Genomic DNA, 16,931 nt, shown 5'->3' with positions numbered 1-16,931 from the left:
GCGACGCAAAAAATATCTCAAAATCTTTGCCCCTTTAATTTTATTTATCTCTATCTATTATCTATCACTTAATTTTGGTGAATTCGATGCCCAATTCTCTCAATGGTCACGTTGCCCATGCTGCTTTGCTAACTCCATTACAGGGATCCAAAAAACAGCAAAAACAACCAGAGCTGCAGAAAGATAGCCCACTTCAACCCATCGCCCAAAAATCCTCGCCAGTTCTCAAAGCAGATTGGTCCCACGCTACCGAAGAACTGCTGGACAGCATGCCTCAAGTCTGGACACGAGGTCTGTTATATTTACTCTTACTATTTGTGGCTGTGGTATTACCCTGGGCAATGTTTTCCCGCGTTGACGAAACCGGCACTGCTCGGGGACGTCTGGAACCTAAAGGACAGACCCTGCGATTAGATACTGAGGTGGCAGGCTCAATTGCGACTATCCAGGTCGAAGAAGGCGATCGTGTTGAAGTCGGTCAGCAGCTCTTAGTCTTAGACTCTGAATTGATTGAAGTTGAGCTACGGCAAACGCAAGAGCAGCGAGATGGTCAAGCAGATCGTCTGGCTCAACTTAATCTCTTGAGAAATCAGCTAACGACTACCCTCACGATCCAGCAGCAACAAAATCAAGCCCAAGCTCTGGAACGGAAAACTCAAATTGATCAGGCTACCCAGCAAATCGAACATGCTAGAACTGAGCTTGATCTGAGGGTAATGAACCTTGCGAGTGCCAAGCGAGAATTAAACCGTTATAGGACCCTTTACGAGCAAGAGATTATTCCTAAAGTCGAAGTTGTCGAACATGAGGATGTGTTGATGGAGCGGCAACGTCTCTATGAGCAGGCCCAGGCTGATGTTATCCAGGCAAAGCTTCAACAACAAGAACGGCTGCAGAGTTATGACAGTTTGCTGCACACAGGTGAACTCTCGATGCTTCAGATACAGGAAGAATTGAAAAATCTGGAAACTCAAATCACCCAACTCACTTCCGAAATTGCTCAAAGTACCCATGCGATTCAATCACTTAAACTGCAATTAGAGCAACGTGTAATTACCTCCCCTGTGGCCGGAATTATTTTTGAGTTGCCTTTTCAGCAAGCAGGGGCAGTGGTTCAACCCGGTAGTAAGGTCGCTGAAATTGCCCCAGAGGGAGCGACTTTTATTGTGAATGCCCAGATCGCTACAACCGAAAGTGGATCGCTGCGTGAAGGGCTGCCAGTAAAACTCAAATTTGATGCCTACCCTTTTCAGGATTACGGTATTGCGACAGGAACAGTGGCAAGTATTTCTCCAACTTCACGAGTTGAAGAAACGATTCAAGGTGATGTCGATACGTATCAGCTAGAAATTGAACTCGACCAACCTTGTTTGCCGACGCCTCAGGAATGTCTTCCTTTGCGGCCAGGTGACACAGCTACTGCAGAAGTGATTGTTCAGCAACGTCGCATTGTTGACATTATCTTAGACCCCTTTAAGAAGCTGAGTAAAGACGGTTTACAGCTCTAGATAGGCTACTCAGCAGATATTTCAATTGACGTGTTATTTCTTCTTAAATAAGGACATGGGAGATTAAATTATGAATACAGTTAAAAAAATAAAAATGACTCCCGGTGAGTTTCTCCATCAGGCTAAGACGTTAGCCCATCTACCGACTTTAGTTGAAGCGATCTCAACTCGTCAGGTTATCCAAGCAAAAGCGAAAAATTTGAGCCTGGATGTCACCCCTCAGGAGCTGCAGCAAGCTGCTGACCTGTTTCGTAACATGAATCAACTACACAGTGCAGAAGCCACTTTTTTGTGGCTTGAAAAATATCAACTCTCTTTAGATGAGTTTGAGGAGTTTATCCATGGCAATATACTGTCTCATAAAGTGGCTGACCATCTTTTCTCAGATCAGGTAGAACCCTATTTCTATGAACATCGAATAGTTTATGAACAGGCTATTTTTTATGAAATTATTTTTGAGGATGAGGACTTAGCTTTAGAATCTTTTTATGCGATTGAAGAAAAAGAAGTAAGCTTCTCAGATGTTGCTCATCAGTATACTCAGGATAAAGAAAGTCGGCGTATTGGTGGATATCGAGGTGCCGTCAGTCGCAAAGACCTGAAGCCTGAGATCTCGGCTGCTGTGTTTGCCTCTAAGCCACCTACACTTTTGCAACCAATTCTAACGGCTCAGGGTAGCCACTTAATCTTGGTCGAGGAAATCATTCTTGCACAACTAACTGAGTCTCTAAAAGTGCAAATCTTAAATAATTTGTTTAAGGAATGGCTAAAAGAAGAAGCCCAAAGTATTGAAATTGACTTTGATGTAGATAACTATGCACAAGCGAATCCTGACAGTGACATGACTTTAGCTGTTATGTCTGGTTAATTTCTAAAAAGAAATATCGAATATAGACAGCTTTCTTTGTTGACCATTTATCTTCGTATGACCTATGATTTTTCGTTTAAACGCCCAAAATGTTTTCGACTATCTTCAAGGCACTGACCTCTGGACTGAACCGGAGTCACCGACAGGACAAGTTGAACTAAAGCCAGCGAAGAACTTCAACCTGTTAGTCAGCCTCAACACTGGCAAAAAGTTTCTAGTGAAGCAAGAGCGTTATGCGCCAGATGGTAAAGCCGCAGGCGAATTTTTCAATGAGTGGCATATTCGCAAATTCTGGCAAACATTTCCAGAGTTTGCTGCGGTACAGCCTTCAGCATCAAGCCTAGTACACTTTGATGCTGAACATGCGATTGCTATTTTTGAGTATCTGGATGATTACCGTGACCTAGGAGATTTCTATGCGAAAGAAAATCACTATCCGGAGCAAATTTCTACCGCGATTGGTCAAACCATAGCAGCTCTACACAAAGCCACTTTTCGCCAGGCGGAGTATCAGTCCTTTTTAACTAAGGAAGCAGCTACAAATAGTACCCGAAAACCGTACTTGCAGAACCTAGAGCGCCCAACTCCTGAGATCTTTAGCGGTCTACCAGGGGACGGGATACGGTTCTTTGTCCTCTACCAGCGTTTTGCGAGTTTGAGGCGGGCGATCGCAGCAGCTAATGTGCAAGTTACACCCTGTTGCTTAACTCACAATGATCTCAAAATCAACAACATTTTACTGCATCCAGAGCGCCTACGGTCATCTTCCACTGCTTCTGCCGATTCCGCCGAACTCCCTGACTTGATTCGTTTGATCGACTGGGAACAGGCAGGTTGGGGTGACCCTGCTTTTGACCTGGGATCGGTAATTGCTAGTTATTTACAACTCTGGTTAGGGAGCTTAATTGTTAGTCAAGACATGGCGATTGAAGAAAGCTTGAAATTGGCCATGACTCCGCTGGAACTGTTACAGCCTTCGCTCCAAGCTTTAGTCAAGGCCTATTTTGATGAGTTTCCTGAAATTCTGGCACAGCGACCTGACTTTTTATCCCTGACTTTGAAGTTGGCTGGGATTGTGCTGATTTTTCAGATTCAATCTGTCTTACGGTATCAAAAAAAATTTGGCAATAACCAGATCTGTACTCTGCAAGTAGCAAAAAGTTTGCTCTGTCAGCCAGAATTAGCGATTCCGACACTGTTTGGTACCGATAGCCTGCAGGTGCCCACCCTTTCTACTGTGATGTAAATTTACTTTGGATTTCTAACTATGGTTCTTTCCACTTCAGTTGCGTCAGCCTCCCTGGCGACTTTACCTTCTAACCTAGCTGATGCCTTAGAAGATATGGCGGCATCCGTCATGATTCAGTCAGACCTTTGCATTAAACACCCTCAGTATCAGCCCTTTCAAGTTCCGCCCGAGATCGTCAATCGATTTGAACATGTTCCGGCTGATTTAAAACAAAAGTATCTCATGCTCCAGCTTAGGAGTTTTTTGTATGGCATCTACTACAACGGTTCTTTACAAACGGAACTGGCTCTGGATAGTGATTCCGAAAAACAAACTCAATTCCAAGATCTAGAGAACAATACTTACTTTGGCCTTGATCTCGACTTTTTGACTCAACTGCATCAGCATAATACTGGAACCGGCTATTTTGATCCGGGTTGGCAGGTCGTCGAACAAGTCTCCGAGGAGAACCTTACTGTCAAAAAGGGAGGCTTGACCCTATACATCAATTGCCAGCGTCATTTGGTCCCAGAGGTGACTGCGGCAGTGGGTGAAGTTGTCGCAATTCGCTTGCCCAGTAATTTAATGCAGAACGGTTTTTACGTAGCCGTGGGAAATGCTGGCAAGAGTTCTGAGCGAGTTGAGCAAGGACAAGAACCAATCGTTCGTCTCTATTTCAATGTGACGAGCCAAGGGGCCGTAACTGTTATGAAGACCCTTACCCAACAGATGAATGCCCAAGCGTTGCCCTTCACATTCAAAGTGCTCTATAACCCGGCCAATTATCAGCGTCATGATGCAGGGGTTCTGTATGTAGAGCGTTCCCACTACCTGCAGGTCCGTGGATTGTTGCAGTCAGTTTATGCCAAACATCAGTCTCACTTTGGCCAGCAGGAACCCCTTTTTACCAAACGTCTGGCACCGGGGCTAGGGTTAGCCGAGGAGCCCGATCGCAAGTTTGGTCAGTCTGAAAGTTTCGGTCAAAACCGCTGCCAAATCGTCGCGAATGCTTTGTTAGAAGCAGAGACATTTAGCGACAAGCCAGACTATCCTGAGCAGCGACTAGCTACTATTCAACGACATTTTCAGCAAATTGGCCTCGACCTAACACGCCCTTACCTCAACGCTAATGCTGAGGATATCTATGCTCCTTTGGACCTATGAAAATCACTTCCCTAGAAGATGCAATGAGGAAGACATCATTACAGAACTTTTGTCTTTTTGTAAGAGGTCCATCCATTACAGAAGAAAAGTTTCAGCAGCTGAGCGATCAAAGTTTTGATTTTATCGAGCTCTTCAACCTTTTTTGAAGCTGGTTATTGGATATTTAGAAACATCCTAAAATAGTCCAGTCTGAAGGAGAGAGTTTCCAAAAAAATATTTGAAGCTCAATCTAACAGTCTTAACTATTTTACTTATGTCCTATTTAACGACCTATTGAACAGTGAATGTCTTGGGTAAGCGAGTCGCTTTCGCTTTGAGAACGTGAATTTGACCGGACGGGAGAATAATCTTAGCAGGGAGCTTTGATTGAGTGCGTTCCAAGTAAGTTCATATGTCTCAACTTGTTGAATTGGCCAAACGCTTTAGCAATATCTTCTTCTCAATCAAACGCTAGAATTAATATCTGTCAAGAGCTTCAATGCTTGGCAGGAAAAATTAGCACCAGATTAAGCCGAGAAATCTCGGGTCGAGACTTCTCGGTGAGATGGGAATATAGAAGCTAAGAGTTTTGAACCTAAAACAATCAAATCTAGAAAGGTTACTAACTGTCAGACAGTTAGTAACCTTTCTTATATTCAGATTTTAGATTGCAAAATCTGAATCGGGCACTTCGATGAAATAGTTCTAAAACCAGTCTCTTTTTAAGCTGCCATAGGCAGCTGCTGTACCACTTGTGGATAGCTTCATAGCGTCGTACGTGGAAATTAGAGCGTTAGTGAATGTTTTACGTTGGATAACCTTGCCATGCTGGGCTTTAAATAAATCAAACTGATAAAAGTTGGAATTTATTTTTTTGAATTCAAGTCTTTTGTATTTTATTTATGTCTTTTTAGATATGGCATTTATCTTGTTGTTTGAAGGAAGAGTTTGCATAATAAATATAGGCCAGGATATTACCTGTCTCGAATCAAATCTATATGGAAAACTGACATATTTTTTATAGAAGTTTGCCTGTTGTTTGATTTCCGGTGTATGTTAGCAAATTTAGTTTTTGGAGAAATCAAAATGTCCAGTATTAAGATTGTTAGTTTATCTCCAGCAGGTTTGGAGATGATGCAAAGCCCAGAATCATTTTTAACTGAGCTTGGTGATGCTGAAGATGCAATTTATGGAGGAAAAGTTTATTCTGATAGCCGAGTAGTGGCTTTATCAGTATTCACGACTCCCGCCTGTATTGCATCAGTTATAGCATCAAACATCGTCACCAATACGGATTAGACTTGTTGCGAAATAAGAACCTAATCGAACTAAAAGCACTGGTAGCAGAGGCTTTTGAACGTTCGTTTGTTACAAAACTTAAATCCATTGAGGTACAAGGGTTTAAGCCACTTTGTTACCTTATTTCGCAACAGCTCTATTTTTAACTTGAAAGAAGGTGGGCGATGCCCACCTTCTACTCTTTGAAAATCATCGCAGCAAAAACTTAAAATTGAAGCTTTCATAACCCCAAATGTTATTTGGTTAACTTCTTCTCGTCAATCAGAGTTTTGCTTCCAGGAAAATATCTTCCACACCTGATAGCTCAGGGCTTGTCCTCTACTAACACTCCAACCAAAACACCATGAAAAATAACCATATGATTCGGGAACAAGTAGATCGCAATCTAACCCTTTGCCCTAGCGGACGACCGGAAATTGAAGACAGCCGTGTCTTCGGTATTGTGACAGGAACTGCTGAGCAACCGCAGGTGAACTATCTCAAGAAGACGATTCCCTTAGATGAAGAACTACTGAGCCAAACTCAAGCCGTTACACCCACTGAAGTGTTTAGGATTGCGTCTCCATGTCAGGCTAATAAATGTGTTCACTTTGATGGGCAAGATTGTCGCTTGGTCATGCGGGTAGCTGATCAACTACCACACGTGACTGAGACTTTGCCACCTTGCGCGATTCGTCGTGATTGCCGCTGGTGGAAACAGGAAGGCAAATCAGCCTGCATGCGTTGTCCGCAAATCCTTACAGATAACTATCACCCCACTGAATTGGAAGTGCAGGTCTCGGGTGACCCTAGAGGGCATTTAAGTCACTAAAAGCCTTGCATTTTGCTGAAGACTTCAACAGATAGTTTGTTTGACATATTAGAGGTTCATTGATTCTGCATTGGGTTATCGGACAAAACTACTATCTTTCATCCCTAAAACCCTTCTAGAAATGCTTGATTAAATTGAGAGGTTGAAGCTAGATTATTGGAGGTTGGCTAAGAGTTTCGAAAAATGCATTTACAGCAATAACAACCTATTTGGAGACCAATCATGACTATTGAAATCAAAGACCTAGTTGAGCAAGCTGTTACACTTGCAGCTGAACGGCGACAACAGATGCTTTCTGAGCAGGAAACTACAACCAATAAAGGTGGTGGTGCAAGGCATAATCCCTACACTACTTTTGGCGGGATCTGGGATGGGTTTGGTTCGGTCTTGTTTCCTCGTTAGTCCGTCTTAGTAAATGACAGAGAAAATAGCGTTGGCATAGTTCTCTGTCATCTTTTCTCGGATTAAGCGATTGTACTCATGGATGGCTTTGGTGCGTGAATGTTCTGACAGCCAGATCGATCCTCCAGAGCATCGATTTCAGGATTCAACAGGGTAGCTATCCGGCATTCCCAAATGAGTGATCTGATATAAACTTTCATTACTCTGGAAATGGATGAGATATTGGGTGCTTCAGTGTATGGGTTGTCTAAATAACCGAAATAATTAGGCTAGCTTAGGGTCGACTAATAAGTCGAGAGCATTATCATTGCCTTCACCAAACTATATTTACAGCCAGTTACCCACCAGCACGTAGGGTGCCCAATATCGAGGATGCTGGTATCGAGGATTTTTTAGTAGAGCTAGCTGAGCCTGCCGTAGTGCGATGGCTTTAGTAGTAGGATTATCTATCAGTACTTGATAAAACTGCTGCATTAAGACTGCACTGGTTTCATCATCTATATTCCAGAGTGAGGCCAGGGTACTGCGAGCACCTGCACGTACAGCAACGCCAGCTAACCCTAGTGCGGCTTGTTTATCGCCAGTTGCTGTTTCACAGGCACTTAACACCAATAGTTCAATGGCATCCTGGCGACTTTGTTCACTGTTTCGCAACAGGCGATTTAATGCATTAATTTGAATTGGGTTATCCCAGGCCAGGATAAATGTTTCCTCTGGATTAGAACTAAACTGACCATGTGTGGCAAGATGCACCACTGGAAAAGGAGTTTGGTTGATTGCATCTGTTAACGCACTTTCTGTAAAGGTTTCATTTAACAAGACACGACTATCTAAGGTTGATTGAATTTGCTCGACTTCAACATTTACAAAAGGTAGGGGAATAAAGCCATGACGAGATTCACTTAAACCAGCTGTAATGGCAGCTAGGTCTTGTTCCGCCAACGGCTTTGGGTCTACCAACTTGAGACCCGGTGCCAGGGCCAGGCTATACTTTTGGACTAAATATTGTTGTCCGTCGTAGAGCGTTGCCATCGGAATGTTGCGTAATGCCCCATCCAAAATAAAAATGAGGGTATCAACCTGGGCTTCTTCCAGGGCGGACTCTGCCGGTTTCAACAGACTGTCATAAATTTGTTTTGCCAGGGATTGGGTGCTTCTAAGACCGAAGGAACGCACAACTTGTTGACGTAAATCATTAATAATGACTTCTAGATCGGTTTGGGCCAGAGGCGTTGCATAATGTTGCAGGGGTTGATTGGGGAGTTTCAGAATGACTTCTAGCCGATCTGGCAAGATAATGGGATATAAAACAGCGGTGGCAGACTGGCCATCATCAACTACCTGATCGATTTGTTGTCGAACTGCCAAGCAGGGTTCTCGAAAGAAATTTTCTAGTTCTGCTAGCTGCAGGGATTCAATCACATCTCTAGCCTGTAATAGCTTGTTTTGGCTAATGTTGGATTCTGTAGAAGACGGAGTCAACAATAAATCTACCAGTTCTCGATAAACAGGTTCGACCTTTTCTCGAAAGTCATATTGAATATCGGGGTTAATGGCTACTAGCTCGTTGCGTAGGGATTGTAGGCTTTTGACCGCATCGCTATAGGCTGTGGTGGCATCTGTCAGGTTACCCTGTTGACGCGACAGTTGGCCCAGCTGCCACTGCCAGCGATAGGCAATGTCAGCAGCATTGAGGTTTTGTGCAATTGCCAGGGCGGATGCTAACTGGACCTGTGCCTCAGACAGATTGGCTGTTCGGTTGTAGAGTTCTCCTAAGTAGCCCATTGCGTAAGACTCAGCACGACGATCCCTGAGGTCTTGGGCCTGGTCAAGTGCTTGTTGCAGGAGTTGAGCGGTCTCGTTGGTGGGTAGTGGTTCGGCATGATCCAGCAAGTTACGGGCCAGGACGAGCCGGGTGTAAACGCTAGTGCGACCAACAGGCTGATTAGTTAACTGGGTGCGGATATCGGCAAGGAGTGAAGTCGCCACATCGGTTTTGCCGGTTTCAAACAGTAAACTGAGTCGGGTAATGTTGGCCTTTAGCCGTAAGGAGGATGAAACTGGCTGAACAGAGACTTGCTCAAAATAGTTTAGGGCCTGGTCCGTATTTCCCTGCGCCTGGATCGTATTGCCTAAGCTAAAGCGGATTTTGGCTGTTTCGATGGGATCGCCTAGCTGTTGGGCCAATGTGAGACTTTGTTCCAACACTGTTTGAGATTGTTCAAGGTCGCCCGTAATCCGGAGCAGATCTCCCAGGTTGCGCAACCCTGTTATTTGGCTCAATGAGGGCGAACGGTCTGCAAGGGGAGGATTCAGGTCTGTGAGGGTGTTGAGTGCTCGACGGTAAAAGCCTAGTGCTTGCAAGGCCTGGGCCTGGTTAACCTGACTGCGGAGAATGCCATTGTTGTTACTGGCCTGGCGGTAATCCCGCTCGGCCTGCTGAAAAGAGCTGAGGGCATCTGTGGGTTGCGATCGCAATAAATATATGGTCCCCTGGGTGCTTTGCACCTGGCCTCGACTACTCCAGTAGTCAGGTTGGTCGGGTGATGGGTTACTGTCGAGCAGTTGTAGACTAGTGCTAATGGCCTCATCTGTCTGGGGGCTCTGGCCTATATTTTGATAGGCCAGAGCCAGATGGCTATGTACACTGGCCTGACTCAGCCAGTTTCCCTGGGCGACCAGTTGGTCAACGGCTTGTTGCCAAACCTGGATAGCTGTTTTGTAATTACCTGCTTTGTATAGGTCTCGTCCCTGTTGAATTAGGCTGGATGATGACCTGTCTGTCTGTTGTGCGGTTAGGCTGTTGAGAGAGTTAATTTCAGTATCTGGCGTCTGAACTAAGGCTGGCTGGCTGGCTGGTGCTGGTGGCGGGTACCAGAGGATGCCTATGCCTAGCACTGTGACTAAAGATAGGCAGAAGTAACCCAATGAAAATGTCCTTAGATATCTTCTCATGGTCTGGATGGGCATGCACCACTGTAAGAGATTAACTGGGCTGTTGCCTGGGGAGCCTGGGCTAACAGCTCAACGATGCCAGAGTCATTCATGACAAAAGACTGAGCTTCGACATGTGCTGGGCGATTTGCTGTTGGGGTTAGGGCAGTGGGTTTTGCATTAGTGTCTGTACTCTGGGTGAGGGTATTGGGGTTTCCATAAATTTCTAGGTCTATCAATCCAGGTGATTCACTACGTACTACATCATTGGGGGTGGGGGGTAATCCGCCGCGACCGGTTACTACAAATGCACTCTGCCCTTGGCCAGTATCAGTCAGGCAGCGTTGATCAATTTGGTTGCTCCTATCTACGAGGTCGGTCGGTAACTCAATCAGTCCTTGAGCGGGATCAAGGTTGGGGGTATTGAGAGTGACAGTGCCCGATAGGCCAAACTCGGAGCTGGCGGTGATGTCACTGAGGGGTGTTAGCTTGGGGCGAAATTCTAGACCAAGGATATTTCGGGCGGTGATGTTGATATTGCCGCCATTACCTTCAAAGGCATTGGCAGTGATGTCGCTGTTTTCATCAGGAACAGCAACGAGAAAACTATTGGGACCAGTAATGCTGATATTGCCACCATCACCGCCAGCTTGGGCGGTTCCGGCAGTAGCAGAGAGAGTGCTACCGTTGCGCAACACTAAGACATCTTCCAGGGTGAAGGTCAGGTTACCCCCATTACTGCTGCGCGTGGTGGCGGTGATGGCACTACCGTTGTTTAGCGTTAGTTGGTCAGCGATTGTCGTGATATTCCCCCCCTGAGCTTGCCCTTCGGAGTTGACCGTAATCCGCCCACCGTTATTTAAAGCGACCTCAGGAGTGCTTTGGAGAATTACAGGCTCTCCACCTTGCTCGACAATCTCATTACCGATGAAAATATTCCCCCCCAATCCGGACGAAACAGGGCCTGTACTGGATTCAACAGTACTATTATCAATAGTCAGACTGTCGGCAACGTCCAAGAGTATGTCTCCTGCTTGGCCTGATGCTGTGGTAGTTGCTGCGATGGTTATTCCCTCCTTGAGGGTGACTTCCGGAGCCGTCAGTGTCACCTGCCCTGCATCACCTTGTCCCAGGGTCTCAACCGAGACTCGTCCTTGCCCCTGAATGTTAATAGTTTCAGGGGCCGTAATCTCAATACCACCGCCGATGCCAGTGGCTGTCGTGCGAGCAGCAATAAAACCATTGTCTCTGAATTGGATATTTAAATCGGTATCATGGCTAGTGGGTTGGATGGATAAGTCTCCTGCGGGTGCAGCGCTGTTGGTTTCGGCAAAGACCCCCAGTTCACCGGAGATATCTAACACCGAGGTATTGAGCTTGATATCGCTGTTGCCTGCCTGGTTGGTAGAGTCTACGGTAATGGTGGTACTGAGTTCTGCATTCTGACCAATGGTAAGGATTGGGGCCGTGATTTCAATGTCACCGGGGGCACCAGCACCAGAAGTTTCAGCAGTCAGACGGGTGTTTTGTCCTAGGGTTACGGCTTCTGATGCTTCAACCCTGATGGAACTAGCGTTACCTGCACCAGTAGTCTCGGTTGAAATAAAGGCAGCATCCGCAAGGCTTAAGTTGGGGGTGGCGATGGTGATCTCTCCTGCATTTCCCAACGCCGAGGTACTGGCAGCGAGCCCTGCCCTATCCAGTAGTTCGATGCTCTCAGACGCCTCCAATATAATCCCCTCAGAATCTCCTTCAGACCTCTCTGATATGCTGCTGGACTCGACTTGGCTGAAAACGCCACTGTTATCACCATTGCTAGATGCTCCCTGAGCACGAAATGTGGTGGTATTTACCACGATTTGCCCAGCATTGCCCTGATTCAAGGTATTGGTAATGAGTTGTGCCCCATCCAGGAGTTCGATGCTGTCAGATGCTACTAATTCAATTTTTCCAGAAGAGCGCTCATCCTCATCGAACGTGAAGTTAAAGCTGAAAACACCACTGTTATCACCGTTGCTAGCTTCTCCCTGAGCGCGAAAGGTATTGGTATCCACCACTATTGAGCCAACAGTGCCTGCACCCCGATCTCTAATAGTGGTACTGAGTCGTCCCCCATCCAAGAGTTCAACGCTGTTAGAAGCCTCCAGGACTATGCCCCCAGAGTTCCCCTCAGCAAATCCTTCAATTTCGCTGATAACACCGCTCCGTCCTCGGCTGCTTTCTCCTTGAGCGCGAAAGGTAGTGGTGTTTATGGCGATTGGACCAGTATTGCCCTGACCAGAGTTACTGGCAGCAAGTTGTGCCCCATCCAGGAGTTCGACGCTCTCAGATGCTTCTAACACAATTCCTCCAGAATTCCCCACCGCGAGAGATCTGACTTCACTAAAAACAGTACTCGGGACACCGAAACTGCCTGTTCCCTGTGCGCGAAAGGTAGTGGTGTTCACTTCGATGGGTCCGGCATTTCCCTGACCAGCGGTATTGCTAAGGATTAATGTCCCATCCAGAAGTTCAACACTTTCTGAAGCCTCCAAAACAATTCCCCCAGAGTTTCCCACAGCGAACGGTTCGACTTCGCTGACAACATCACTGTCCTGCGCACGAAAGATAGTGGTGTTTACGACGATGGGCCCAGCATTTCCCTGACCAGCGGTATTGGCCTCGAGTCCTGCTTTATTAAGGAGTTCAACACTGTCAGATGCTTCTAATACAATTCCCCCAGAGTTCCCCACAGCGTTTCTTCCAACTTCGCTAAAGATGCCTGCTCCATCCAGGAGTTCGACCCTTTCAGAAGCTTCCACCACGATCCCTCCAGAGTTTCCTACAGCATCCTCTTCGACATTGTTGAAAATGCCGCCACTGCGACGTAAAACTTCACTAGATGCTCCCTGAGCACGAAAAGTACCGGTGTTCACCACGATTTGCCCAGCATTGCCCAGACCAAAGGTACTGGCCTCGATTCGTGTTCCATCCAAAAGTTCCACTAGATTAGAGGCATTGATAACAATATCCCCTGCCCCATTGCCGCTCGTCGCGTCTGCCCTAATTCCGGCCACAATCTCGCTCGCCTGAGTCAGACTAAGGGTGTCAGCTAAGATGGCAACGCTCCCATCACCATCCCCTTGTACATTCACTGTGGCTCCGGCCTCGAACAAAACATCCCCACGGACAACATTTTCAGGAAAAGCAATCCTCTGATTCGCGTCTAACGTAATCACCCCTGCTGCATTCAATCCGCCCAACTGCACATCTGCCCCTGGTGCCAGAATTTGTCCGCTTTCCAGGCGAACATCTCCCCCCAGCAACGTCAGGGTTTCACCTGCAGGCACCTGTAAGCCGCCCACATCATTAGGATCCGAACTCAGAACATCAAGAAAAATTGTGTAAGCTCCACTCTCTTGGCCATTGTCTGTATAGCCTGCTAAGGGTAAGACCGACCCTGGCCCTGTCGGTCTAAAGTCATTAAGTGAAAAAATATCTCCCCCTGCACTTACGGGGCGATTGTTAAAACTAGATAGACCCAAATAAAATTCCCCTGATGCGGTTACTTCTTGAGCAGGCAACGTCGATTGAAGCCCTACATCATCATCATTGCCAATAATCCCCAGTCCGTTTTCATCAAACAAGAAAACAATTGTATCCACATCGGTTCCGCCGACCGTGCTCGCCGAAAAAGAAGAGCCTGCGGGCAGTAAGAGCCTGTACAAATCAACATCATTATTCTCGGCGAGTTCGCCCGTGATGGTGTTGGGTACCGATGATCCTGCATCATTAGCAACTTGGGCTGTATCTAGTAAAGGCCCTGCATCAGCGACTTCAGTGATGTTTCCTGCCGTAAAAGAAATCGGTTGACTACGAACCACAATGTCCCCTGGATTTTGCCCAACTTGCAGCCCCACCGGTTGGCTAATCGTTAGCAAAGGCGGAACTGTTGGATTAACAGTGTCAAATTCATACTCGTTAAATAAGACGCTGTCGGCAGTACTGGCGAAAAAGGAACCGCCCACATCTAAGCGACTATTGGGACCAAAGATAATCCCATTCGGATTTAGCAAGAACAAATTTGCATCGCCCAAGACGCCTAACGTACCGTCTATTGCTGAAGAGTTTGCACCGGTTACTCGACTAAAAATGTTCTCGATCCCAATGCGGTTGCTGAAGTAAGCCCCTCGTCCTTGTTCAACATTGAATTCGATAAAACTGTGAAACAAGTGGGAACCTCTAACAGCCCCACCATCAATGATGTCTACAGATAAACCATCGATAGTTTGATTGGGAATAATTTGAGAATTTTCTGCTCCTAAACTGTTGTCAGGGATAAGGTTGCTTTGAGCTAATGTAGGTGCGACTAAAAAAACACTAGTCCCATAAGCCAAATAGCTAATGAGGTTAAGGTAACAAGACCAGTGGTTTAAAGGCTGACTCATGTTTATATCCTCTACTCCTGGAAGTTATGGTGATTCCCAATCGCTTCGAATACAGTGTTTCCCTTTCTACTTTTCGATACTCGGTCTAAATCACAAATGCTTTGATTATAAATATGTTGCCGAACATCATTTTAATATCAAAGCTTTCTCCGGGTAAACCCTGAAACTGTTTGAGCTATATATTTATTTCAAGGCCTTGACGTGGTGAATCGTAATGCCTGGCCCTCAAACAGAATGCCTAGCCACTGACTTGGGTTTACCCAAGCCGCTGTGACCGGGCTGAATTTGTTTAAGTAGGACATTAGAGAGCGAGCGCTACTGGTCAAGTGCTTGTTGCAGGAGCTGAGCAGCCTTGCTGGTAGGGCAATGGCTCGGCATAATCCAGCAGTGCCATGCTTTTATATAACGCTTCAGTCCTTGGTCTGACTGGGTTTGTTATATCACTTAATGTATTAAGTCGAGCTTAGTTTCATACTCATCCTAAAAAAGTTGCGTCACTCTGCATAATTTCTAGAACCTCCCCTGATAGGTCAATAGACGCTTACAGAAAATCTGTTTGAAGTATCTGATATCCACTAACTAATCCTGTAAGGAGGCTGGTACCAGGCATTATTGACTCAAAGAATGATTTTCATGTTTATGTTCACGTACTAGCGATCTCACTTGCAATTTACTCAATGTGAGATCGCACCTTTCGCCAAGTTCCAAAGCACAGTCCATTAACCTAACAGTGTTCAATCAGCAAGCATCGTCAGACAAAACAAAGAACAACTCAAAGAACACCTTTTTTACAAACCAAAATGGGTTTGTAAGGAGTTATCCATGATTTTAGAATTTGTCCGTATTTTGACTACACCAAAACCATTGTCTCCGTCAAAACCTTATTCTCTCGAATAATTGAATGTGACTAAGGTATCAATACCAAAACCTCACATCATCCGATCCGCTAACCCCGATTGGACCAGTCTGCTTGGTCTTTTAGTCTTGACAGGACTAATGGCAATCGCAACATGCGCCATGGTGATGGATATGGCCACATTACGCCAAGTGTTTCAGCCTGATGTGCCGATTCCAGGACAATATGAGGCTGCTGAACAAGTTTCTTGTTAGCTAATGCTTATCGCATTCTCGATTGGAATGAATATATTGGCAAGGTGAGGCAATGGGCAATGGGGATATATTCAGCGCATGTGAGAAACGCTGTATCCTCTTTAAGAGTGATCAGAGATGGAACAGTAAGACTGAAGCGAGCAAGACTAACGTCAAAGCATTAATCCTTTGGAGAACTTTCCGATCTCATGTTCCATCCCACCCATGGTCAGAAGGAGTAAAAAAAATGGGCCCTAGGGGCTTGCCGGTAAATAAGGTACCTGCCAATAGCCCCTTACCCTTGTTCCTTTACCCCTTTTCCTTCTCTCAGCCAGAGATTTTATTTTTTGGCAGATCCCTAACCTTGATCACATTATTTGGAGAAAATTGTCATGACTGCACCTGTTCAAACCCTGGCCCCTAAGACTGATAAATTCCAGACTCAAATGCCCACTGCTCAAACCAAAGCTCGGCTAACGGCTACCTGGGTTGTCGAAAACAATCGCTTAGTTTGTAAGTGGCTACAGATTAACCCTTATGTCCGTTGAAACCGCTTTTCTAGTAGTCTGTCAAGCCTAAATTTTTAGGTTGAGACTAGGGTGACGGGAATGGAGTAAGAGGGAAAACTTCCTCTGAAATTCCCCTGGACTGAAAATCGGCGGAGATATCGATAGAACCCTTTCAGTCAATATTATAAATTCTCCGAAATCTGGAGAAAACAATATCGAGTTTCGGGTAACTGGTGGAACTGGCAACGTCAGCATTAGTGACGTTGCCATCTTTTATCGAAATGCGAATGCTCCTCTCGTTCCCTAATGATTCCTGGGTAGAGAGAGTTCTATCAGTATCTTCCCAAGTACTCAACTAGTCCAAAGATTTTATTCATAAAGGGGATCTGTCTAATGGCAGCCCCTTTTTATTTTTTGACCTGCCTCAAGCAGTAATTTGCCCTTAAGTTAGAATCTAAAATTACTGCTATTGCCAAGTGGTCTGTCAAGACGAAGATTTTGACTTGGCAAGTCATGGGCAAGACGTGGCTAAACTTGATATAAACCTTGTCCACGTCCAGAACTGGAATGTTACCGTAGAGGAAACGACAGGTTTCAACTTGGACGTGGTTTATCAATTACGGCTCACGACTCACTGTCTTAGTTCCAAATTTTTGCTTTAATGATGCCCAAGCAAGAGTGGCGAGTTAGCCTCTCAACTTAGTGAACTTTCA

The 16,931-nt window shown here is 45.7% G+C and carries 10 protein-coding genes; 8 read left to right on the top strand and 2 right to left on the bottom strand.

Going from position 1 to position 16,931, the window contains the following annotated elements:
* Positions 1-86 precede the first annotated feature (86 nt).
* The 7 genes from QGP82_RS08070 (at position 87) to QGP82_RS08040 (ending at position 7,259) form a co-directional block, all read left to right on the top strand.
* Positions 87-1,508 (top strand): HlyD family type I secretion periplasmic adaptor subunit, encoded by a 1,422-nt coding sequence (locus QGP82_RS08070; protein WP_163670244.1) that lies wholly within the window; start codon positions 87-89, stop codon positions 1,506-1,508.
* A 70-nt stretch (positions 1,509-1,578) separates the two neighbouring features.
* Entirely contained in the window at positions 1,579-2,376 is a 798-nt protein-coding gene (locus QGP82_RS08065) for a peptidylprolyl isomerase (protein WP_499058274.1), read from the top strand.
* Positions 2,377-2,440: 64 nt separating this feature from the next.
* Positions 2,441-3,622 (top strand): phosphotransferase, encoded by a 1,182-nt coding sequence (locus tag QGP82_RS08060; RefSeq protein ID WP_163670240.1) that lies wholly within the window; start codon positions 2,441-2,443, stop codon positions 3,620-3,622.
* 21 nt (positions 3,623-3,643) lie between these two features.
* Positions 3,644-4,768 carry a T3SS effector HopA1 family protein gene (locus QGP82_RS08055; RefSeq protein ID WP_163670238.1) on the top strand — a complete coding sequence of 375 codons (1,125 nt, stop codon included), beginning with the start codon at positions 3,644-3,646 and terminating at the stop codon, positions 4,766-4,768.
* 1,032 nt (positions 4,769-5,800) lie between these two features.
* The gene (locus QGP82_RS08050) at positions 5,801-6,046 is read left to right on the top strand and encodes a hypothetical protein (RefSeq protein WP_250565178.1); all 246 of its coding nucleotides are present in this window, start codon (positions 5,801-5,803) and stop codon (positions 6,044-6,046) included.
* A gap of 343 nt (positions 6,047-6,389) precedes the next feature.
* Positions 6,390-6,857, top strand: a complete 468-nt coding sequence (locus QGP82_RS08045; RefSeq protein ID WP_250565177.1) for a nitrogen fixation protein — start codon at positions 6,390-6,392, stop codon at positions 6,855-6,857.
* Positions 6,858-7,079: 222 nt separating this feature from the next.
* Positions 7,080-7,259 carry a hypothetical protein gene (locus QGP82_RS08040; RefSeq protein ID WP_163670235.1) on the top strand — a complete coding sequence of 60 codons (180 nt, stop codon included), beginning with the start codon at positions 7,080-7,082 and terminating at the stop codon, positions 7,257-7,259.
* Positions 7,260-7,586: 327 nt separating this feature from the next.
* Here QGP82_RS08040 and QGP82_RS08035 read toward each other — a convergent pair whose 3' ends face one another.
* Together QGP82_RS08035 and QGP82_RS08030 are read right to left on the bottom strand one after the other, a co-directional pair.
* Positions 7,587-10,187, bottom strand: coding sequence for a CHAT domain-containing protein (locus tag QGP82_RS08035; RefSeq protein ID WP_499058269.1), 2,601 nt, complete (start codon positions 10,185-10,187; stop codon positions 7,587-7,589).
* 23 nt (positions 10,188-10,210) lie between these two features.
* Positions 10,211-14,620: a two-partner secretion domain-containing protein gene (locus QGP82_RS08030; protein WP_499058267.1), complete on the bottom strand. Its 4,410-nt coding sequence runs from the start codon at positions 14,618-14,620 to the stop codon at positions 10,211-10,213.
* A gap of 1,481 nt (positions 14,621-16,101) precedes the next feature.
* Between QGP82_RS08030 and QGP82_RS08025 the strand changes: the two genes are divergently transcribed.
* On the top strand, positions 16,102-16,257 hold the full coding sequence (locus QGP82_RS08025) for a hypothetical protein (RefSeq protein ID WP_163670229.1): 156 nt from the start codon (positions 16,102-16,104) through the stop codon (positions 16,255-16,257).
* Positions 16,258-16,931: the final 674 nt, after the last annotated feature.

Source organism: Leptothoe sp. LEGE 181152, from assembly GCF_032906605.1.
Classification (GTDB): Bacteria; Cyanobacteriota; Cyanobacteriia; order Phormidesmidales; family Phormidesmidaceae; genus Leptothoe; species Leptothoe turfae.
This window is presented reverse-complemented; position numbering and strand designations above follow the sequence as displayed.